Here is a 20532-nt window from a genome sequence, read left to right on the forward strand (position 1 = left end):
CTGGCGCACCCGTCTGCGCCGGAGCTCCTCGTTTGAAGGGGCGGCTCGTGCAGGTGCTCGGCGACTGGACGTCCGCCGAGCCGGGCCCCGCCCCCGCCAGCCTTCGAGCGCTGGTGGCGCTCATCCGGGAGCGGAGGCGAGGCCTGGTTTGGGGCTTCAGGGGACGGAGGCGCTCAGTTCGCTTCGCGCCCGTGCGGCTTGTTTCGCTTCGAGGGCATGAACGTCAGGGTGGCCGCATTGGCGCCGCCGCCACTTCCCGCCGGCACGAAGACGTCAATGAAGTTCCCTGTCTTTCCGCTGAAGCGCAACACCGTGGCCGGGAGGAAGTCCGGGATGTACAGGTTGCCGTCGGGACCGAACTCCATGTCCACGAAGTCAGTCAGGCCACCGCTCCCCGACTCGACGAAGACGTCGATGAAGGCGCCCGTCTTGGCGTTGAAGCGCAGGACGTCGTCTCCGGCCGTGGTGCCAACGTAGAGCTTGTGGTTCTTGCCAGTGGCAATCGTCACCGCGTCGATGTCCGGGATGAAGATGGCACCGGGCTGTCCGGCAGCGGGGAAGGGCGCGCCATTCTCGTCGTAGCGCACCACGTTGTTGCCGATGATGCTGACGACGAACAGGTTCCCCTTCTTGTCGAACGCCATCTTCTGGGGAACGAGCAGTCCGCCACCCGAAGCGAACACGTCGATGAAGGCGCCTGTCGTCCCGTCGTAGCGCAGCACGCTGTTGGTGCCGCCAAAGCTGTCTGCGACATACAGGTTGCCATCAGGACCGAAGATGAGGCCGCCGGGGAAGCCCAGCCCGCCACTGCCCACGGGCACGAAGATGTCGATGAATGCGCCCGTCTTCCCGTTGAAGCGCAGCACCTCCCTGCTGGCGAAGCTGGCGATGTAGAGGTTGCCGTCAGGGCCGTAGACGAGCTCCTGCGGGTTGTTGAGCCCGCCGGCGCCGGGCGGGATGAAGACGCCCACGAAGTCGCCCGTCTTCCCGTCGTAGCGCAGCACGCTGCTGTTCACGTTGTTGCTGACCAGCAGGTCGCCTCCCTTCTTCTTCTTCCGGACCTTCACCTTCACCGAATCCAGGCCCCACTGTTTGTTGGCCTCGCCTCGAGGCGGGTCCGCGAAGCGGAGTGTCAGCCGGTCTCCGGTGTGCCGGAAGGTGAAGGACAGGGGGTAGATGGCGTACCCCTTGCTGCCATCGCCGGACTCGTCCCGGTACCCGAGCTTGCCCTTCATCGATGCGCCGGTGAGGCCCGGGTGGCTGCCTTGGAGGTAGGGCTTCGGGTACGACTGCCCGTAGCGTGCGTCGAACGGCGCGTCGTCATTGGAGAAGGTGGCATCCAGCAGGACGGGACCGCCGTCCACGCTCGCGACCCAGCGGTCTGGCCCCTTCGTCGTGTCGTTACCGTCCCACGACTTGAGGACGAACAGCTCCAACTGGACCTCGACCTCGTCATGGTCCGGCAGGCCGGCCAGGCTGAGCGTGACTTCCTGTTCGCTGAAGGGCCCCAGGAACTTTCGTTCTCCGTTCGGCGTCCGGGACACGGTGCGGTGGCTCCACTCGGGGCCCGCGCCTTTCCCGAAGTTCTCTGAATAGACTTTCTTCTCCGCGTCCTTCCACTGCGCTTCGACGCTTTCCTGTTCGACAGACTTCGACTCCAACTCCGCCTGCTCCGCGAAGCTGTCTGCCTGCTCGTCGGGTCCTCCCATGCACCCAACCAACCACCACGCCGCGAGTGCTGCACAACCCAGCCGCCAACCCTTCATGAGCTGCCTCCCCTTTGACGCGAGGCCGAGGGTGCGGACGCGGCGGGAGGGCTGCCATTGACTGGGAGGGTTCCACGCGTCCGTGCACAGGACGCTTCAATGCCCGGCAATCCGGAGCCGGAGCATCCGGGATGCGTCGCATCATGCGCGGGGAGGGCCAGGCAGGGGCTCGGGCGCCGGGCCCATCCGCTGCGTCCTACTGGGGGTGGCAGGGTGGACGCCGCCGCGTTTGTCTAACGCCGCGCGGACACGAGCAACATCATGGGGCGCTCCCGCTCCTCGGCCAGTTCCGGCTGGGCGGAGAGCTGTGCCTCGGTCGGACCCCATTCGTTGACCTGGCGCAGACTGAAACCGGTGTGAATCAGGGCGTTCAACAAGGTGCCCAGCGTGCGGTGGTACTTGAGGACGCCCTTGGCGAGCCAGTCCGTGGTGCGGGGCCCCTCGGCCTGGTAGCCATTGAGAGGCCATGTCTTCTGGCCTTGTTCATCCACTCGCCAGCCCGGATGGGTGGGAGCCATGTAGATGGGATGCTCGGTGGAGAAGACCAGCGCGCCACCCGGAACCAGGGTGGCGTGCACCTTCGCGAGCAGGCTCGGCAGGTCTTCGATGTAGTGAAAGGCCAGGGAGCTGTAGACGAGGTCGAAGCTGGCTCGAGGAAGTTCCACCGTCTCCAGGTCTGCCTGGGTGTAGACGATGTCGCGGGTGGACGTCAGCTGCCGGGCCCGTTCCAGCATTCGCGCCGAGACGTCGAGCCCGTGAACCTGCAGTGCCCCTTGTTCCCGGGCCCACCGGCAGAACCAGCCGTAGCCGCAGCCGAGGTCCATCACCCGGAGGCCCCGCAGCTCGGGCAGCATCGCCCGCAGCGCGGGCCATTCCGGTGCACCTGCGAGCCCCTCCATCGAGCGCCGCAACTGGCTGTAGCCTTCGAAGAAGCCAGGGTCGTCGTAGATGTTCTGCGCCATGGTGGCTTCTGAGCACCCTTTGCGCGGACCTGCAACCGATGCGCTCCCATCCGTCACGGCGCGGACGTCACGGGACGCGGCTCAGTCATCGAGTGTTCCCGTCTGGAGCGCGATGCGGGCCGTGCCCGCCATGTTCTCCGCCAGCGCTTGCACCGAACCCGACACCTTCTGAGTCTCCTCGGCGGTGCGCAGCGTATGCCGCATCTGGGCGGACAATTCTTGAATGGCCTGGGCAATCTGGGAGGTGCCCGCGTCCTGCTGCGCCACCGCCGCGGAAATCTGCCGCACATTGGTGCCGGTGTCGTCGATGATGCCCGTGAGCCGCTGGAGCTGGGTGCCGGAGACGCGCACCGCGTCCAGGCTCGCCTTCACGCGTTGCTCTCCCTGTTCACTCCTCTTCGCGGCCTCACGCATGCTCAGACTCACACCGTCGAGCACCTCGCGGATGCGATGGGTCGCCAGGATGGACTGGTCGGCGAGGCTGCGGACCTCTCGCGACACGACGCCGAAGCCCCGGCCGTGCTCCCCGCTGCGCGCGGCTTCGATGGCGGCGTTGATGGCCAGCATGTTGGACTGGTCCGCAAGTCCCTTCACGGTGTCCACGATGCTGGAGATTTCGCGGGTGCGTGCGTCCAGCGCGAGGATGTGGCTCGACATCTCGGAGACCTCCTGGCGGATGGCTTCCAGATTGGTCAACGTGTGGGTGATGGCCGCGCCGCCATCGCGCCCCGCCTCCTCGGCGGTTTCGATGGAGCCCGCGAGCTGCCGCGCCTTGTTCGCCGTCACCAGGGAGCCCTGCCGGATTTCCTGGACCGTCTGCTCCGCCTCGCGGAGCGCCGCGGCCTGTCGGCTGACCCCCGCTGTCTGAACCTCACTGGACGTGCGCAGTTGTTGCGCCACCGTGGCCAGCTCGCCAGCGCCGCTCCCCATGTCCTGGGCGAGCCGCTTCACTTCATGACGACGCTCCTCGAGCTGGTGCGTGTGCGACGCGAGCGCGCGCACCACCAGCACCGAGCGGCGCACGACGATGCCCACCAATGAGAGCGTGAGCGCCAGGAAGCCCCAGTGCATGAGGGAGTCCGTGGCCTCCGCCAGCCCGAACACCGGCAGCGTGGTGTGGATGACGACACCGAAGAACACGCCCAGGCCCATGGAGAAGATTCGCGCGTCGGGGTTGCCCCGCCACGCTGAGATTCCCGCGACGATGACGCACCCGAGCAGGCAAGGCACCGAGTAGAGGACGAAGAGGCCAAGGTTCCGCTGCGCCATGCCCAGGTCGGCCATCACGATGATGACTTGAAGGGAGGCCGGCACGCACGCGGCCCAGGCGCTCCAGCGGAACCAGCGCATCCGGTTCTCCAGGACGCTGTCGGAGATGAACCAGGCGAGCGCGGGCAGGATGCAGTGCGAGCCCACCAGCGTGAGCTGGCTCCCCAGCAGATAGCGGCCCCAGAGCGCAGGAATCAGGCCGCTCGTGCCCAGAAGCAGGGCCGCCGAGCCGCTCGTGAAGATGACGAGCGGCAGGAGCATCTGCGTCTGACGCCGTACCAGGGCACCCAAGGCGGCGGCACTGGCGATGGTGAGCAGCAGCATGCCCATGACGAAGGGCGCCAGCCCCGTGCGCGTCACCGTCGCGAGGAGCTGATGGTGTGCCCCCACCCGAGCCGCGCCTCCCACGCCGATGATTGGACCGCTGCTCTGGATTCGCAGCAGCAGGCGTGAGCCTTCCACCGTGGGTGGCAGGGGGATGAGCCGCCACGCGAGGTTGTCCGTCTCCTCCTGGCCCGAGGGATTCAGCCGTCCGCTCGCATGGATGCGGTGGCCGTTGGCGTAGACCTCGAAGGCATTGGCCACCGTGCCCAGGTAGAGCGCGGGCTCCAGCCACTGCCCCTGGGGGACGGGGAGGCTCAGCCAGAGGACGGTGTGCGCTCCCCGGCCCGGCGGCTCGCGGAGGGCTGCCACGGGCTGCCACGCCTGCTCATCCCCGGACTCCAGTGCCCAGGCTGGTACATCGGCGGGGCCCGGCGGTGAGTCTCCCCAGCGGTATCGCCAGCCCTGATTCAAGTCGATGCTGGGCCGTCCTGTGTCCGCCCACGCGGAGGTGGAAAGTATCAGGAGGAACGGCAGCACCCAGCACCACGACGTGCGTCGTGAAGACATGCATGCGCCGGAAGGTGAGACAGGTGAAACACCGGAGACTGCGTGAGTCGCCGGCGCGTGAGTCGCCGGCGCGTGAGTCGGAATGCGGATGTGACGCATGGATGCGTCCATCCTCGGGGGCGGGAGGCGTCCGTGTAAAATGGGTCTGCTTCACCCCGCCCGGCGCTCGACCTCTGTCCGTATGTGTTTCATCGACAGGCGGTGATACTTGGGTCCGGAATTACTCTGTTTTTGTGTTTCACGGGCTTCGTCGGCAGGACAAAGTTCCGGAGGGGATGCCGGATGGCGCGGCGCGTGTATCACTGCGCCACCCGGCTGGGAGTCCTGGGGCGGCGAAGACTCAGCGCGAGGCGCGCTTGACGCGGCCCACCGACCATTCGACGAGCTTCCGGGCCTGACGGTGAAGGGCCGTCTGTTTGAGGGCGCCGTTGAGCTGATCAACGAGTTGGTGTCGCAGGGGCGGGGTGGCGATGTGCTCTTCCAGCTCCCGGATGCGCTGGGCCTGCTCCAGGAGACGATGTTCCAGTTCGTGGAGGCGTTGCGCCTGGACCGGGTTCGACGTCTCGTTGACGAGGTGTCGAACCGGAGGCGGCGAAGGCCGGCGGGCGATGAGGTCGGCGTTGTCGCCCTTGCGAAGAACGAAGTTCAGCGTGTTCCGGGTGAGGGCCTTGGGTACGCGAGCGCCGCTCTTCTCCACGTATAGACGCAGCACCTCTTCGTCGAGTGTGACAGGGAACATGTCGAGCACTTCTGGCTCGAAGCCCGTCCCCACCAACAAGGGGTCGATGTCCCCCAGCGCCAGCTCGAGCTCATGGTGGCTGACGCCGATGCCCCATCGGGTCAGCAGCATGGGGGCGTCTTTGGCAGACGCCTGGGCCATCGAATCTCGGAAGTTCTCGCGGGGGGAACGCGAGGCATACGGCCACCCGAGTTCAGGCGGCAGGAAGTGGAAGAACGGCATCAGGGACGTGTGCGCGTCGAAGTACACGAGCCGGTTGGGCGTATCCACGACGACGAGCAGTCCTCCGGGACGCAGCAGGTCCCAGCCGGTGCGGAGCGTCTCCAGTCGCTCGGCGGGCGTCTGATGTTCGAGCACCGCGTACAGCACGAAGATGTCGGCGCCCTGGGGGTTCTCCTGCCTCAGTTGTTCCAGCAACTTCGCGGGTTCCACGACGCGCGTGTCGACGTTGCGCAATCCCAGGGCCTTCATGCGGCTTTGGGCCGCGCGCACGGAGGGCGCGTGGATGTCGTACCCCGTGACGTGGCTGGCAACCTGGGCAAAGGCCGCCGTGCTGGAGCCCGTGCCACAGCCCAGCTCGACGACGTTCGCCTTGCCCAGCTTCGTGTAGCGCGCGAGCCAGGGCAGTACGTGGTCGATGCACCGGTTGTAACGGCCATCCACATGGTCCGCGATGTCCGACTGGCCGGCCGGCGACTTCAGGAAGCCTGCATCGAAGTCCGCGAAGTAGGATTGCAGCAGGGCCTCGCGCACATTCGCCAGGAGCGTGGGGTCCTCCATCCTGTAAGCCTCGAAGCCCGTCGCCATGCCTCTGTCTCCTCGCCGTTGGTGGTGGAGCGAACTGCGGGCACGGAAGGTACCAACCGAGGCCGCTCCGGGCGAGCAATGGCGCGTGCGAATGGTTGCTTAATGGCGAAGCGGCGTGCCGGTGCTGGGGCGGATGTTTTGATTCACGCGGAAAAGGTTGTTCGGGTCGTAGCGGTCCTTTACTTCCACCAGCCTTGCGTAGTTGTCCTGGTACGTCGCCTGGACGCGTTCCTGGCCCTCCTCCATGAGGAAGTTCACGTAGGCGCCGCCCGCGGAATAGGGATGCAGGGCATTCCAATAGTCCTTCGTCCAGGTGGTGATGTCCCCGGCCTTGTCAGGAGAGGGGTCCACTCCGACGATGACCTCCGCCCACCGCGCGTCCCGGAAGCTGAAGGCGGTGTCGCCTGGTGCCGCCCGGTGCGCCGCTCCGTCGATGGGATAGAGGTGCATGGTGGAGTGCATCGTGGGCAGTCGGTGGGCGAACGCCACGTGTCGGGAGATGGCTTCGTCCCCCAGCTCCCGCACGAAGTCCGCGCGCCAGTACCATTGGAGGCCCGGCGGATAGAGCGCATCGAACATGGTCTGCAGCGCGGGGTAGGGCATGGTCTGCACGCCGTCGAGCGCGGGGGCCATGGCGCGCACGGGCGCGAAGAGCGCGTCGGCTTGAGCCGGGTCTCCGGTGTAGCACCACACCACCGCGCACATCTTCTGCAAGTGCAGGTGGGGCGGGAAGGGCGCCGCGGGCGGGACGACCAGGAAGGCGAAGAAGCCGGTGAGTGTCTCGGGCGCGGTGGGGATGAACTCGCGGTACCACCGCATCACCTCCTCGGCGCGTTCCAGGGGCCAGAGCGTCGGCCCTCCCAGGATGGTGTCCACCGGGTGGGCCTGGAAGAGGAAGGACGTGGCGACGCCGAAGTTGCCGCCACCGCCGCGCACGGCCCAGAACAGGTCCGGGTGCTGCTGGGCGTTCGCGGTGACGAAGCGCCCGTCCGCCAGCACCATGTCCACGGCGAGCAGGCTGTCGATGGTGAGGCCGTAGCGACGCGAGAGGTGGCCCAGGCCACCACCCAGGGTGAGGCCCCCGACGCCCGTGGTGGAGATGATTCCCGAGGGAACGGCGAGCCCGAACGCGTGGGTGGCATGGTCGACTTCGCCCCAGACGCTTCCTCCCGCGACACGCACGGTGCCTGATTCGGGGGCGACCCGGACGCCGCGCATGAGTGACAGGTCGACGACGAGCCCCCCGTCGCAGGTGCCCAGGCCGGCACCGTTGTGCCCACCCCCACGGACCGCGAGCATGAGGCCCTGCTCGCGTGCGAACTCCACCGCCGCGAGGACGTCCGCCACGTCGGCGCATCGGGCAATCAACGCTGGCCGCTTGTGAATCATGGCGTTGTAGACGCGGCAGTGCTCCTCGTAGTCCGCGTCCCCCGGGCGCACGAGCCGGCCGCGCAAGCGGGCCCGTAACTGCTCGACCCGGCCTGGGGGCAGCCCGGGCGGTCGTCCTTCGCCTGTTCGCGCAGGCTCACTTCGAGGGTCCAGGGGCATGGCTTTCTCCTCCGTGGGGCCGTGATGGGAAAGGCCCCTACAGCCAAGCTAGGGACGACGGTCGGCGAGCGCGAAGGCGCGTTCACGGCAGGTGGGCGGGAGGGGGCGCCCAGGCACGCGTTGGCGGAGGGACGAGGACGTGGCGCTTGGTAGGCCCGATAGGGGAGAGGGGGCAGACCAGGAGCTTCGTCTTCCTTCAGCGCCACAGGGTTTGAGTTCGAGCTCTGGAGGGCCCGGCTCCCGGATGGTTGTCTGGTGATGACTATGTCCAGAGCGGCAGCGCGGGATGGAGATTGTCAATCCATGGGCAAGTCGCCGTGCCATGCTGGCGTGAAATGGACTTGAAGTATCAAGTGTCGAGGTTCGAGTCGGTGTCCTTCGAGCTTGCTGCACTCAACTTGTTGAATACGCAGCCGGGGGCGTGGTTGGGAGAGGGGCGCTCGGTGGAGTCTGACGGGGTGCCCCCCTTGTATGTCCTGCCGCCGCTACAGGTGCGGTTCGGAGTGCGCTACTCGTTCTGACGAGCGACCGTGATGGTTCGCTGAGTCGGAAGGGCGAACCGTCGCGGTGGTGCGCCTGGCTTACGGCGTGAACTGCGTGGGGTTGGGCGCCCACGACCAACCATGCACGGCAGGAGGGGGCGTTTCGAAACACGTGAGGCCCTGGGGATGTGTACGGTCCAGCCACCCTAGAGAATGCGAAAGCAGGAAAGCCGGTGATGCTCGGTGTCGGTTCCGCCACGGGCTCATGCGCTGGGCGAAGGGGATTGTGCCGGGGCCATGCCCCGGGTGATGAATCCGGAATGCGCCTCCGTTCGTGGTGGTGGGTCCTGGTCCTGCTCACGGTGTCCTGCGCGGGGCGACGCTCCTCGTCCGAGGACCTTGGGGGGCGAGACGCTCGGTCCGAACTCTTCCGGGCCCGCGGTGACGCGGCCATCGAGACGAAGCAATGGGCCCTGGCCGCGGGCTACTTCGCGTCCGCGAGACACACGGAAGACTCACCCACGGCGCGCTGGGGACAGGTGTGGGCGGAGAAGCGCGCCTCGTCGCTCGAGTGGGCGAAGCAGTTCGAGGGTTCGGTGCTGGCGCTGGCCTTCTCACCGGACGGCAGGCTGCTGGCGTCGGGAGGGTATGACGCGGTCGTGCGCGTCTGGGACGTGGCGGCCGGGGCGCAGGTGGCGGAGCTGAAGGGCCACGAAGCCGAGCTCCATGCCGTCGCGTTCTCTCCCGATGGCCGGTGGCTGGCCGCCGCGGGCAGGCCCGGCGCGCTCTGGCTCTGGGACTGGAAGCAGGGGCGCAGGGTGGCCTTGCTGTCCGGGCACACGGATGTCGTGCGGGGCCTGGCCTTCTCCCCGGATGGTGAGTGGCTGGCGAGTGGTGGACTGGACCGGACGGTTCGTGTCTGGCGCATCCGCGACGGCGCGGAGGTGCTCAGGTTCACGCATGACGACATCGTCATCGCGGTGGCCTTCTCCCCCGACGGAGGACGGCTCGTGTCGTCGAGCATGGACCGGACCGCGCGGGTGTGGGAGCTGACGGCGCGTCGCGAACTGCACCGGCTGACGGGACACGGGGACAAGGTGGAGTCCTGTGCGTTCTCCGCGGATGGCGAGCGGGTGATGACCGCGTCCGCGGACCGTGCCATCCGTTTCTGGGATGCCCGGACCGGGGCCCTGCTCGACGTGCAGCGCAACACGGGGGCGCTTTCGGCCGTGGCCATCGATGCGGGTTTCCAGCAGCTCGTGCAGGCGGGGTGGGAGGGGCGCGTGCAGCGCGTGGACGTGCGCGGCGGTGGCGAGGTCCTGGAGCGGTTGGATGCGCACCGGACCTTCGTGATGGCCGTGGCCCTGTCTCCGGACGGACGCACGTTCGCTTCCGGTGGCATGGACGGTGTCCTGAAGGTCTGGTCGCGGCCGGAGGTGCCTCCGGACGTCCTGCTGCGGGAGCTTCCCGCCTGGCCTGAGGTGCTGACCTCCGTGGGGCCAGACGCCTTCGTGTCGGGTGGGGAGGACGGTCTGCGGAGCTGGTCAGTCTCGGCCGGAGGCGAACTCCACTCCCGCCTGGAGGCACCGGACGCCGTGGGGGCCGTGGCCGTGAGCGCGGACCGGCGGTTGCTCGCGGTGGGCACGTTGAAGGGGGAGGTGCGTGTGCGAGACGTCCGGTCCGGAAATCAGCTGATGGTGATTCCGGCCGCGCGCGAATCCATCCGGGCGTTGGCCTTCAGCCCAGACGGCGCATTGCTCGCCGCGGGAGTGGCGCAGGACGTCGTGCTGTGGGCTGTCCCCTCCGCGACCCAGGTGGCCCGGCTGACAGGGCACACCGGGAAGGCGTGGGCATTGGCATTCGATGCCACGGGGCAAAGGCTGGCTTCGGGCGCGGCGGACCACACGGTGCGTATCTGGGACGTGGCGCGAGGCACGGTGATTCGCGTCCTGGAGGCGGGCGACCGGGTCCGCGCCGTCACGTTCCTGGCGTCCGGGGAGTTGCTGACCGCGGGAATGCGTCAGCCCATCCGGCTCTGGAGCCCAGATGACGGCCGCGTGCTGACGTCGATGGATTCGCTCACGGTAGGCGTCTTGTCGCTCGCGATGGCGCCTCAGGGGGCGTTCGTGGCGTCCGGCGGAGTGGGAGGAGAGATGAAGGTCTGGCGGCTTCCCGACGGGGCGCTCATGGGGGAGGTGCCCGGGTTGCAGGGGTTCGTCTCCGCCGTGACCTTCTCTTCGGATGGAGCGTGGCTGGCGGCAGCGGCTTCCGACCGGACGTTCCACCTGCTGGGCTTCGACGCCTTCGCACTCCCGCCGCCCGTGGAGCCGGACCTGACGCGGATTCTGCGGCGCCATGGGCTGGCCTGGGATGACTTGCGGGGCGCGTTCACTCTCCACTGACACTGATGGCAGTCGTCGTCCGTGGGCTTGAGCGGCATCGCCGGCAACAGGGGAGGGGCATCTGGATTTGACGCCCCGGCCGCTGAAGCGTCACGGAATGATGAGATAGACAGCGGAGTCCCTGGGCAGGGAGTCGTTCCGGTAGAGGGCGTTTCGGACCTATCCCCCGTGACGGTGACACGGGCGCCTTGAGCCGCCCGTGTGGGTTGGCGGGCGCGCCGCGCATGCCCCGCGAGCAGGCGGGCGGCGCCCAGTGGCCAAATTGTTTGAGCTCAAAAGTATGGACGTGCTCCGTCTGACCTGTTAACGACTGACTGCCCTGTTCTCTGGGTGGACTGTCTCGCGCGCCAGCGTCCTCGCTGAGTGTGGATCGGGAGAGGGCCGCCCCTTGTGCCAAGTCTGGCGCTCAGGACGAGTGTGGCCTGTTCTGGTCCGCTCGCGCCTGTCGTCCATTGCCAGGAGTTGCGGTTGTCCACCCGTCTTACCCGTTTCTCGCATGCGCTTTTCCTGTCTGGATTGACCTGCCTGCTCGCGCCCGAAGCACGCGCCGAGGAGGAGGTGGTGGAAGACCCGGACATGCTCAAGGTCGGCGGTGCGCTGCGCCTCAATGCCTTCTTCAAGACGTGGCCTGGAGAAGAAGACAACCGCAACCGCGGTGGCGACGTGGCGTTCGATACATTCCGGCTCAATGTCGACGCCAGACTTTCCAAGGTGTTGCTGTCCGCCGAGTACCGCCTCTATTCGGGGTACTCCATGCTCCACCACGGCTGGGTGGGCTATGAGTTCACGAAGGCGACCCAGCTCCAGTTCGGCGTGCACCGCGTGCCCTTCGGCGTGCTGCCCTATGCCTCACATAACTGGTTCTTCTCCCTGCCCTACTACATGGGCATGGAGGACGACTACGACCTGGGGCTGAAGCTGGTCCACACGCAGGGGCCATGGGACCTGCAGGTCGCTTTCTACAAGAACGACGAGGGCAGCTTCACCGGCCGGAGTACGGACAGCGCGCGCTACTCGTATGACGTGGTGCAGGTGAGCAGCTCCAACCCGGGCGAGGCGTACCTGGGCGTGGACAGCGCGAACCACGAGAGCAACAAGCTCAATGCACGCGCGGCGTACACATTCCAGCACGGGGACCTGGGCCGCACGGAAGTGGGCGTCTCCGCGCAGACCGGGCAGATCTACAACAGCGTCACCAAGCGCAATGGCCTGAACTGGGCTGGCGCGGTGCACCTGGACGGCTACTACGGCCCGTTCAACCTGCGCATGGAGGTCCTCAGCTACGGCTACGACCTGAAGAACCCCGAGGGCCACGACGACTCCATCGTGACGATGGGGGCCTATGACGCGCCCTACAAGATGGCCACCCGGGGCACCGTCTACGCGGCGGGCCTTTCGTACGACGTGCCCGTGTCGTGGGGCCCCATCACGAAGCTGACCTTCTACGACGACTTCAGCCTCTTCGACAAAGCCAACGCCGCGTTCGAGACGTCGATGCAGAACGTGCTCGGCATGCTCGTCACCGCGGGGCCCGTCTACACCTACGTGGACGTGGCCAGCGGGAAGAACCAGCCCTGGCTGGGGCCTGCTTATGGCCACGCGCTCGCGGAGGGCGATCCGAATGCCCCGTGGGAGACGCGCTTCAACATCAACGTCGGCTACTACTTCTGAGATGCCCCATGGAGAAGATTGAAGTCCGTGGCTTGCGGAAGATCTACGGCGGCAACCCGGAGCGGGCCATTGCCCTGCTGGAGAAGGGGCAGAGCAAGCAGCAGATCCTGGAGGAGACGGGGTGCACCGTCGCCATCCAGGAGGCTTCGTTCGATGTGAAGGCCGGCGAAATCTTCGTCATCATGGGCCTGTCCGGCAGCGGCAAGTCCACGGTGCTCCGCTGCCTCAACCGCCTCATCGAGCCCTCCGCCGGCAGCGTGCACGTGGACGGCGTGGACGTCACCCGGGCGGACAGGGCGGGCCTGCTGGACGTCCGGCGCCGGAAGATGGCCATGGTGTTCCAGAACTTCGGCCTGCTGCCCCACCGCAGCGTCATCCGGAACGTGGAGTACGGGCTGGAGATGCAGGGCCTGGAGCGGCGGGAGTCGCGGTCCAAGGCGATGCAGGCGCTCGAGCTGGTGGGCCTGAAGGGCTACGAGGAGAAGCTGCCTCACGAGCTCAGCGGCGGCATGCAGCAGCGCGTGGGGCTGGCGCGGGCCATTGCCACCGACGCGGAAATCCTGCTCATGGACGAGGCCTTCAGCGCGTTGGACCCGCTCATCCGCCGGCAGATGCAGGACGAGCTGCTGGAGCTCCAGTCCCGGATGAACAAGACCATCGTGTTCATCACCCATGACCTGGATGAGGCGCTGAAGCTGGGTGGGCGCATCGTCATCATGAAGGACGGGCGCATCGCGCAGCTCGGCACGCCGGAGGAAATCCTCAGGAGCCCCGCGGACGACTACGTGCGCGCCTTCGTGGAGCACGTGGACCGCACCAAGGTCCTCACCGCGCGGGCCATCATGCGGCGGCCGGAGTCGGTGGTGCACCCGAAGGACGGGCCCGCCCTGGCCGTCAAGCGCATGCGCGAGTCGGGCACCTCCACGCTCTTCGTGACCAACCAGGCCCGCAAGCTGGTGGGCCTGGTGCGCATCGAGGACACGCTGCGGCTCATGGCGGAGAACAAGCACAGCCTGGAGGGGGCGCTCGTCACCGACTTGCCCACCACGTCACCGGACACGCCGCTGGCGAAGCTGGTGGCGGTGGCGGCCACGACTCAGATTCCCATCGCCGTCGTCGCCGAGGACCAGTCGTTCCTGGGCATCGTGAGCCGCGCCACGCTGCTGGCCAGCATCGCGGGGGAGCAGCCCTGACATGAGCACACTGAGAATCGGCGAAGGCTTCGAGGAGCTGATTGACTGGATGGGCACGCGCGGCGCGCCGGTGTTCGACGCCATCCGTTCGGGGCTCACGGCCTGCATCAACGGCCTGGAGAGCGCGCTGCTCCTGCCGCCCAGCTACGCCATCATCACGGTGTTGATGGTGCTCGCCTGGCGCCTGTCCGGCCTGGGCACGGCCGTCTTCACGGCGCTGGGCATGCTGCTCATCCAGGACATGGGCCTGTGGAAGGCGACCATGGAGACGCTGGCGCTGGTCCTCAGCTCGGCGATGGTGGCGCTGGTACTGGGCATCCCCCTGGGCATCTGGGCCGCGTACAGCCGCGTCGTGGAGCGGGTGCTGCGGCCCGCCCTGGACCTGATGCAGACGATGCCCGCCTTCGTCTACCTCATCCCCGCGGTGCTCTTCTTCCGGCTGGGGAAGGTGCCCGGCGTGGTGGCCACCGTCATCTTCGCCATGCCGCCCGCGGTGCGCCTCACCAACCTGGGCATCCGGCAGGTGCCCACTGAAGTCGTGGAGGCCGCCATCGCGTTTGGCGCGACGCCGCGTCAGACGCTGCTCAACGTCCAGCTCCCCATCGCCGTCCCCACGCTGCTGGCCGGAGTGAACCAGACCATCATGCTGTCGCTGTCCATGGTGGTCATCTCCGCCATGATTGGCGCGGGGGGACTGGGCGAGCAGGTCCTGAAGGGCATCACCCAGCTCCGCATCGGGCTGGGCTTCGAGAGCGGCATCGCGGTGGTCATCCTGGCCATCGTGTTGGACCGCCTGACTCATGCGCTGGGCAAGCCCCGGACGCGCTCATCATGAAGGAGACCCGTCCCGTGAAGATTTCCTCTCTCAATCGTCTGCCCCTGCTGCTCACGGCCGTGGCGGGGCTGCTCGTCGCCCCCGGATGCAAGCAGGAGAACAAGGCGCCCGCCGCGGGTGACACCGAGGCGCCCGCCCCCGCGAAGAAGCCCGTGGTCCGGCTGGTGTACGTGAACTGGGCCGAAGGCGTGGCCATGACACATCTGGTCCAGGCCATCCTGGAGGACCGCATGGGCTACGAGGTGAAGACCACCATGGCGGACGTCGCCCCGGTGTTCGCCTCGCTCGCCAACGGCGACGCGGATGCCTTCCTGGATGGATGGCTGCCCGTCACCCACCAGAGCTACATGGAGCGCTTCCAGGGCAAGGTGGTGGACCTGGGCACCAACTACGAGGACGCCCGGATTGGCCTGGTCGTCCCGGCGGACCTGGACATCACCAGCATCGAGCAGCTCAACGGCAAGGCGAAGGACCTGAACCAGTCCATCGTGGGCATCGACTCCGGTGCGGGCATCATGACGACGACGGAGAAGGCCATCGCGGAGTACAAGCTGGACCTGAAGCTGGTGCCCTCCAGCGGCCCGGCGATGACCGCGGAACTCAAGGACGCCATCGCCAAGAAGCGCCCCGTGGTGGTCACCGGTTGGAAGCCGCACTGGAAGTTCGCGCGCTGGGACCTGAAGTTCCTGGATGACCCGAAGGGCGTCTATGGCGCCAAGGAGTCCATCCACACGCTCACCCGCGTGGGCCTGGAGAAGGACCTGCCCGACGTCGCGACGCTGCTGCGCAACTTCAAGCTGGATGACCAGCAGCTCGGCAGCCTGATGGGCGCCATCGCCGAGGCCGAGGACGCGCCGGAGAAGGCCACCCGGGAGTGGGTGAAGAAGAACCAGGCGCTCGTGGATGGCTGGATTCCCAAGTCCTGAGCGCGATGCGAGGCGCTCCGGGGGCTTTCAGTTCCCGGGCGCCACCTTCGGGTGTCCGCGCTTTCGTGCCGCGGATTCCATCTCCATGAGCGCGTGGATGCCCGTCCGAAGCTGTTCGTAGATGTCCCGCTCGGTGACGCCCAGACGGGTGGCATTGGAGACATCATGGATGCCGTCCCGGGCTTCGGAGTGTTCGCCGTGCAGCCCCCGCACCGCGAGCCCCAGGCGGGCACACCGCGCGCGGAAGTCCGGCCGCCGTGACAAGTGGGGCAGGCGGATGAGGACGGAGGCTCGCATGGCGGTGCCCAGGTTGGTGGGGCACGCCGTGAGGAAGCCCAGCCGTGAGTCCTGGGCGAAGTCGAGCTGCCCGTCGAACTGCTCGAGCGCCGTCTGGAGCCGGAGGTAGGTCTGCGCCAGCCCCGAGCCGGGCTGCATGCTGATGATGCGCAGGGCGTCTTCCTCCCCGACCCAGACGATGAAGCGCATGTCCGCGGAGTGGAAGATGCCGCGGTTGCGAGGCCAGTCGCGGTTGACGCCCGCGCTGTCCAGGAAGCGGTCCGACTGCTGGAACAGGACGTGGTGGTGCACCAGCTCCAGCCGCTCCGCCTCGGAGAGGCTGGCCAGGGGATGGTATTTGCCCGCGAGGTGGCCCCTCAGGCCGGAGAGGACCTGGACGACCTCGGCTTCCAGCGCGGCCCTGTCCCTGGCGCCAATGGCCGGAGGAAAGGCATACCGGGCCAGGTTCCGTCCGACGCGGACCCGCGTGGAGAGGATGAACTCGCCCGTGGGGTCCAGGTCGCCCTGGGGCAGCCCGTCGAGTGAGAAGTCACTCGTGTGTCCGCTCAGGTCATGGCCCGAATGGTCCCGGATGATGGGATGCAGCAGCGGGGAGAAGAGCGCGTAGGACTCGCTGTCACCCGCGTAGACACCCATCTGGGAGTCTCCGTGGTCCAGGCCACTCTGGATGGTCTTCCGGAGCGTCCAGCCGTTGCGTGTCGTGAGCCGTTCGAGCCGGGATTTCAGCTCGGGGGTGAGGTGCTTGTGGAGCAGCATCGCTCCGTGGCTTGAGCACGATATATGCCACGGTTGTTGCTGCTCAAATGTATGTGATTTTCGATGTTTGGCGAGCGAGCTGCCGTGTATCACGCGGCGCTGACGCGTCAGTTGGAGGGATGACACGTCAGCGCCGGGCCGGTGTCACGCTCAGGGCACGAGGGCGCCGAGCGTGACGGGCAGGGCCGTGAAGCTGGACGGCGCCCCGTGGAAGCGTACCCACGATACGGCTTGATACGGGGCCGCGGCCGTGGGTGGCTTGGATGGATTCAGCCGCTCACCGGAACGGCTTCTCCGGTGAGCGGCGTTCGCCGCGGGTTACGGGGCCGGGGGCGGTTGCAGCCGCCGGGGCGGCAGGTGTGGGCCGAACTCGACGGTGTCGGCCTCCGGGAGCGGCACCGGGGCGTGCTTCAGTGACGGGACGCCTGCCCAGCGCCGCACGATGTCCTGGGCCTGGTCCCGAAGGGTGGTGGGAAGCCAGTTGAAGGTGCTTCCGTGGTTGCCGCCCGGAGCCGTGAACACGAAGGAGTCCTGGGCGTTGCCGAGCGGGAACGCCGCCGCGGTCCACGGGTCCAGGTCGCCATAGATGAACATCACCCGCTCGCCATGCGTCACGAGCCAGTCCTCGATGTCCTGCATGGCCTGGGGCCGGAACACGACCGGCACGCCGGGCGTCGAGTACACCGGCGCGATGTTCGTCCCGGGGTACTGGATGAGGCTGCCCAGGTGCGCCTCGTAGGGCTTGGGCCAGCCCAGCTCCAGACTCGCCTGGTAGTAGTAGGGGTAGTACGCGGCAATGCCGGAGCTGCTGTTGTCGGAGAACGCTTCAAGGCCCACCGCCCAGTCAATGATGTCCAGCATGTACTCAGGCGACGCCGTGTCATCCGGGAACGCGTCGCAGTACTGGGGGAGGGAGTACTGCCAGAAGGCGAAGTACGTCTCGATGACGGCGTGCTCCAGGGCCCGCTCGAAGCCAAGGTGGTTGTAGGTGAGGCCCTGGTTCACGGCATAGGCGCGCAGCAGCGCCACCATCTCCTGGCGGCGGTTCAGTACGGCGCGCTGGAAGGTGTGGATTTGCTCGCGGCACCCCTCCAGCTGCGGACCTCCCACGGTGGCTTGGAAGGCGGGGAAACGCTCATCTTCGCCGCGCACGAGCGGCGCCACATAGGCCACCGTCGCGTCCACGTCCTCCGGGTGGAACCGGCGGTAGAACACCATGGTCTCTCCGCCCTTGCTGACGCCCGTGGACACCCAGGACGCGGAATAGATTTGCTTGATTGCCTGAGCGACCCGGTGGAAGTCGTCCGCTGACTGCTTGATGGTGAGCTGGCTCCAGTCAGCGGGCTCCGGACGGCTGGGCAGGAAGAAGCGGTGCTCGATGGAGAGCTGATTCGCGGCCAGCAACGTCGTCAGCTCGCGACGGCCCGCGTTCAGGGACACGTAGTAGCCGCTCGCGTAGAAGACCATGGGCGCCGTGACCGAACGGTGCAGAAGGACCAATCGCTGCTTGAATCGCTGGCACTCGGGGCGTGCGTGGTCGGCGGGCTGGTCGTACTCCATGACAAAGAAGCGGTGACCCGCGGGGACCGTGACGCCGTTGGGGTTCTCCGCGACGGTGAGGCCGGGAATGGCCCGCAGCCGGTCCAGGATGTCCGCGGTCGGGTCCTGGATGACAGTCGGGTCGCCCGGGTTCGAGACACCGCCATCCGGCGGCCCGAACGGGCACTCCTGTGGTTCCGTGCCCCCGTCTCCGGTGCCCCCGTCCGTCGGGCCCGAGCCTCCGTCCTCCTCACCCGTGCCCGCGTCATCGGTGCCCGCGTCGTCCGGCTCCGTGCCCGCGTCATCGGTGCCCGCGTCGTCCGGCTCCGTGCCCGCGTCGTCGGTGCCTGCGTCGTCCGGCTCCGTGCCCGCGTCGTCGGTGCCTGCGTCGTCCGGCTCCGTGCCCGCGTCGTCGGTGCCTGCGTCGTCCGGCTCCGTGCCCGCGTCGTCGGTGCCCGCGTCGTCCGGCTCGGTGCCCGCGTCGTCCGTACCTGCGTCATCGGTGCCCGCGTCATCGGTGCCCGCATCGTCCCTGCCTGCGTCGGGCGTCTGGATGCCTGCATCCTGGCGGGGCTCGGGCGTGTCGCCGCCGCAGGCCGTCTGTGTCAAGGCCAGCAGCAGCGGAAGTAGCAGCAGGATGGAGTGAGACAACCTTCTTGAACGGAGCATGAACCCCTCAGTTGATGGACGCGGTGTCGCAGATGCCTTGGCTGCGAGACTGTAGCGCATCGGTCTGCCGTCGCCGTGCCCCGTTGTGGTGCGGGTGCCAGTCCCCGCGCGCCGCTGGAGGATTCCAGCCGGAGCGCTGTCTGCCTTCACGTTCGATGGGGCGCTTGCCGTCATCCGAGCACGCGCGATGTAATGCGTGCATGCCCCATCGCGTGACGTTCGCCGTCGATGCCGTGAAGCCCGCCGTCCTGCCCTTGGAAGAGGTCGGACTCACCGAAGCCCTGAGTGGGCGGTTGGACGCCAAGGTGCTCGGGGCCTCCCATCGCGAGGCGCGGTTCGTTCGTCCCGAGGCGACCCATCCACTGCTCTCCGCGGTGCATCTCGCCTTCAGCGGGCACCGCCCATTGGTGCTGTCTCCGGACATCCTCTGGATCACCATCGCCCAGGGGCTGGCCCTGCACATCACCCGCAACGCGGAGGCGCTGCGATTCGATCTGGTACGTCACCAGGGGCGCAAGCAGTTGGTGGTGACACGCGACGCGTCCCAGACGGACCTCGCATCGGATGATTTCTGGCCCGGCGTCGTGGACGACTTCTCCGGGATGATTCAAGGGCACTCGCCCGCACTGCACGACCTGATGGTGTGCGATTTCTCCACGACGGGGCCGGTGGAGCGCGTGGTCAGTCAAATCGTGCTGATGGATGCGATGCGGGAGTACTTCGACTACGTGGTGATGTGCATCTGCGGCATTCCCACCATCACGCTCGAGGGCTCACCGGAGGACTGGCGCAAGCTGCGGGACAAGGTCGGACAGCTTCCTCGGTACGGCATGGAAACCTGGGCCCGGCACCTGCTGCCGCTGTGTGACCAGTTCATCCGAGCTTCCGAGGGACGGGAGGATCGCAAATTCTGGCAATCCATCTACAAGCTGCACCACGCCTATGGCAGCGATACCTTCAATGGCTGGATTGGCAAGCTGTTCCCCTTCCTTCGCAATCAATTGACGGGCGAATATGACTTTCCCAATCCGATGCTGGAGGCCCAGGCGCTGGGCAAGCCCGACGCCACGGAGAAGGGCGAAACCCTGTCCAGTGACAGATTGCCCACCGGGCTGTCCCGGGTGTCGCTCCTGCTCGCAGTGGCCACCGATTCAGGGATGGTGAAGGCACGGATGGCCCTGACGGCGGGCTTCATGGGGACGCTCCAGTCCGCGGAGACGCTGGCGCTGCGGCCGGTGCCAGGCTGGGTGGTCCACGAGGACCTGGGGCTGGATGCGATGCTCCGGCGCATCAAGGATGAGCACCGCATGGCCGATGCCCTCTCGGAGGCACGTCACAGCAAGTGGCGCGACCTGTGGGGGGAATGTGGAATCCCGGCGGACATCAGCCAGTTCTACGCCGCATGCGACGGCGCGTCGCTCTTCGGCCAGGGGGATGCGGCCGTGTACCGCATCCGGGCGTCGGGGGCGCTGGAGTTCCACGACGGGACGCGCTGGAACAAGACCCGTCTGGCAGATCCGCAATCCAGCGGCTACCCGCACGGCTGGACGCGCTTCTGTGACGTGGGCGAACACGGCTTCCTGGCCTACCGTTTCAACTCACAGCAGCATGGGAAGCTCCCGCTCTACTGGGTGGAAAGCGCTCAGTCGCGGACCGGCGTGTGCGTCGCCGCCTCGCTGACGGAGTTCCTTCACAAGGCGCTCAATTCACAGGGGCGCGTCTACTTCCAGGAGCCGGGCTTCACGCCGGGAGAGGTCGAGGAGTTGTGGTTCTGATTCCC

At 67.4% G+C, this 20532-nt stretch carries 13 protein-coding genes; 6 read left to right on the forward strand and 7 right to left on the reverse strand.

All coding sequences use genetic code 11. From position 1 onward, the window contains the following. Window positions 1–173 precede the first annotated feature (173 nt). The 5 genes from FMQ63_RS03485 to FMQ63_RS03505 form a co-directional block, all read right to left on the reverse strand. Window positions 174–1709 (reverse strand): hypothetical protein, encoded by a 1536-nt coding sequence (locus FMQ63_RS03485; protein WP_225909886.1) that lies wholly within the window; start codon window positions 1707–1709, stop codon window positions 174–176. Between the two features lie 290 nt (window positions 1710–1999). After that, on the reverse strand, window positions 2000–2728 hold the full coding sequence (locus tag FMQ63_RS03490; RefSeq protein WP_011552319.1) for a bifunctional 2-polyprenyl-6-hydroxyphenol methylase/3-demethylubiquinol 3-O-methyltransferase UbiG: 729 nt from the start codon (window positions 2726–2728) through the stop codon (window positions 2000–2002). 81 nt (window positions 2729–2809) lie between these two features. After that, entirely contained in the window at window positions 2810–4690 is a 1881-nt protein-coding gene (locus FMQ63_RS03495; RefSeq protein ID WP_225909887.1) for a methyl-accepting chemotaxis protein, read from the reverse strand. A 538-nt stretch (window positions 4691–5228) separates the two neighbouring features. Beyond that, on the reverse strand, window positions 5229–6434 hold the full coding sequence (locus FMQ63_RS03500; RefSeq protein WP_011552321.1) for a class I SAM-dependent methyltransferase: 1206 nt from the start codon (window positions 6432–6434) through the stop codon (window positions 5229–5231). A 99-nt stretch (window positions 6435–6533) separates the two neighbouring features. Beyond that, the gene (locus tag FMQ63_RS03505) at window positions 6534–7889 is read right to left on the reverse strand and encodes an FAD-binding oxidoreductase (RefSeq protein ID WP_225909888.1); all 1356 of its coding nucleotides are present in this window, start codon (window positions 7887–7889) and stop codon (window positions 6534–6536) included. 895 nt (window positions 7890–8784) lie between these two features. Between FMQ63_RS03505 and FMQ63_RS03510 the strand changes: the two genes are divergently transcribed. The 5 genes from FMQ63_RS03510 to FMQ63_RS03530 all read left to right on the forward strand — a co-directional run bounded on the left by FMQ63_RS03510 (window position 8785) and on the right by FMQ63_RS03530 (window position 15491). Next, window positions 8785–10866, forward strand: coding sequence for a WD40 repeat domain-containing protein (locus FMQ63_RS03510; RefSeq protein ID WP_225909889.1), 2082 nt, complete (start codon window positions 8785–8787; stop codon window positions 10864–10866). A 468-nt stretch (window positions 10867–11334) separates the two neighbouring features. Then, the gene (locus tag FMQ63_RS03515; RefSeq protein ID WP_225909890.1) at window positions 11335–12537 is read left to right on the forward strand and encodes a hypothetical protein; all 1203 of its coding nucleotides are present in this window, start codon (window positions 11335–11337) and stop codon (window positions 12535–12537) included. Between the two features lie 8 nt (window positions 12538–12545). Next, window positions 12546–13730, forward strand: coding sequence for a glycine betaine/L-proline ABC transporter ATP-binding protein (locus FMQ63_RS03520; protein WP_011552325.1), 1185 nt, complete (start codon window positions 12546–12548; stop codon window positions 13728–13730). A gap of 1 nt (window position 13731) precedes the next feature. After that, window positions 13732–14565, forward strand: a complete 834-nt coding sequence (locus FMQ63_RS03525; RefSeq protein ID WP_011552326.1) for a proline/glycine betaine ABC transporter permease — start codon at window positions 13732–13734, stop codon at window positions 14563–14565. A 14-nt stretch (window positions 14566–14579) separates the two neighbouring features. After that, window positions 14580–15491 carry a glycine betaine ABC transporter substrate-binding protein gene (locus FMQ63_RS03530; RefSeq protein ID WP_225909891.1) on the forward strand — a complete coding sequence of 304 codons (912 nt, stop codon included), beginning with the start codon at window positions 14580–14582 and terminating at the stop codon, window positions 15489–15491. A 27-nt stretch (window positions 15492–15518) separates the two neighbouring features. On the opposite strand, the gene FMQ63_RS03535 is transcribed toward FMQ63_RS03530, so the two are convergent. Both FMQ63_RS03535 and FMQ63_RS03540 read right to left on the reverse strand, forming a co-directional pair. Then, the gene (locus tag FMQ63_RS03535; protein WP_011552328.1) at window positions 15519–16544 is read right to left on the reverse strand and encodes a phosphagen kinase; all 1026 of its coding nucleotides are present in this window, start codon (window positions 16542–16544) and stop codon (window positions 15519–15521) included. A 318-nt stretch (window positions 16545–16862) separates the two neighbouring features. Beyond that, entirely contained in the window at window positions 16863–18752 is a 1890-nt protein-coding gene (locus FMQ63_RS03540; RefSeq protein ID WP_228556357.1) for a S28 family serine protease, read from the reverse strand. A 200-nt stretch (window positions 18753–18952) separates the two neighbouring features. Here FMQ63_RS03540 and FMQ63_RS03545 point away from each other — a divergent pair, with 200 nt between their 5' ends. Further along, the gene (locus tag FMQ63_RS03545; RefSeq protein ID WP_020477589.1) at window positions 18953–20527 is read left to right on the forward strand and encodes a DUF4419 domain-containing protein; all 1575 of its coding nucleotides are present in this window, start codon (window positions 18953–18955) and stop codon (window positions 20525–20527) included. Window positions 20528–20532 lie beyond the last annotated feature (5 nt).

It is taken from the genome of Myxococcus sp. CA005, from assembly GCF_006518205.1.
Lineage (GTDB): Bacteria > Myxococcota > Myxococcia > Myxococcales > Myxococcaceae > Myxococcus > Myxococcus xanthus.

Coding starts and splice junctions, on each gene's coding strand:
- FMQ63_RS03485 (WP_225909886.1), bottom strand. CDS start 1,709: ATGGGAGGACCCGACGAGCAGGCAGACAGCTTCGCGGAGCAGGCGGAG.
- FMQ63_RS03490 (WP_011552319.1), bottom strand. CDS start 2,728: ATGGCGCAGAACATCTACGACGACCCTGGCTTCTTCGAAGGCTACAGC.
- FMQ63_RS03500 (WP_011552321.1), bottom strand. CDS start 6,434: ATGGCGACGGGCTTCGAGGCTTACAGGATGGAGGACCCCACGCTCCTG.
- FMQ63_RS03510 (WP_225909889.1), top strand. CDS start 8,785: ATGCGCCTCCGTTCGTGGTGGTGGGTCCTGGTCCTGCTCACGGTGTCC.
- FMQ63_RS03520 (WP_011552325.1), top strand. CDS start 12,546: ATGGAGAAGATTGAAGTCCGTGGCTTGCGGAAGATCTACGGCGGCAAC.
- FMQ63_RS03525 (WP_011552326.1), top strand. CDS start 13,732: ATGAGCACACTGAGAATCGGCGAAGGCTTCGAGGAGCTGATTGACTGG.
- FMQ63_RS03535 (WP_011552328.1), bottom strand. CDS start 16,544: ATGCTGCTCCACAAGCACCTCACCCCCGAGCTGAAATCCCGGCTCGAA.
- FMQ63_RS03540 (WP_228556357.1), bottom strand. CDS start 18,752: ATGCTCCGTTCAAGAAGGTTGTCTCACTCCATCCTGCTGCTACTTCCG.
- FMQ63_RS03545 (WP_020477589.1), top strand. CDS start 18,953: ATGCCCCATCGCGTGACGTTCGCCGTCGATGCCGTGAAGCCCGCCGTC.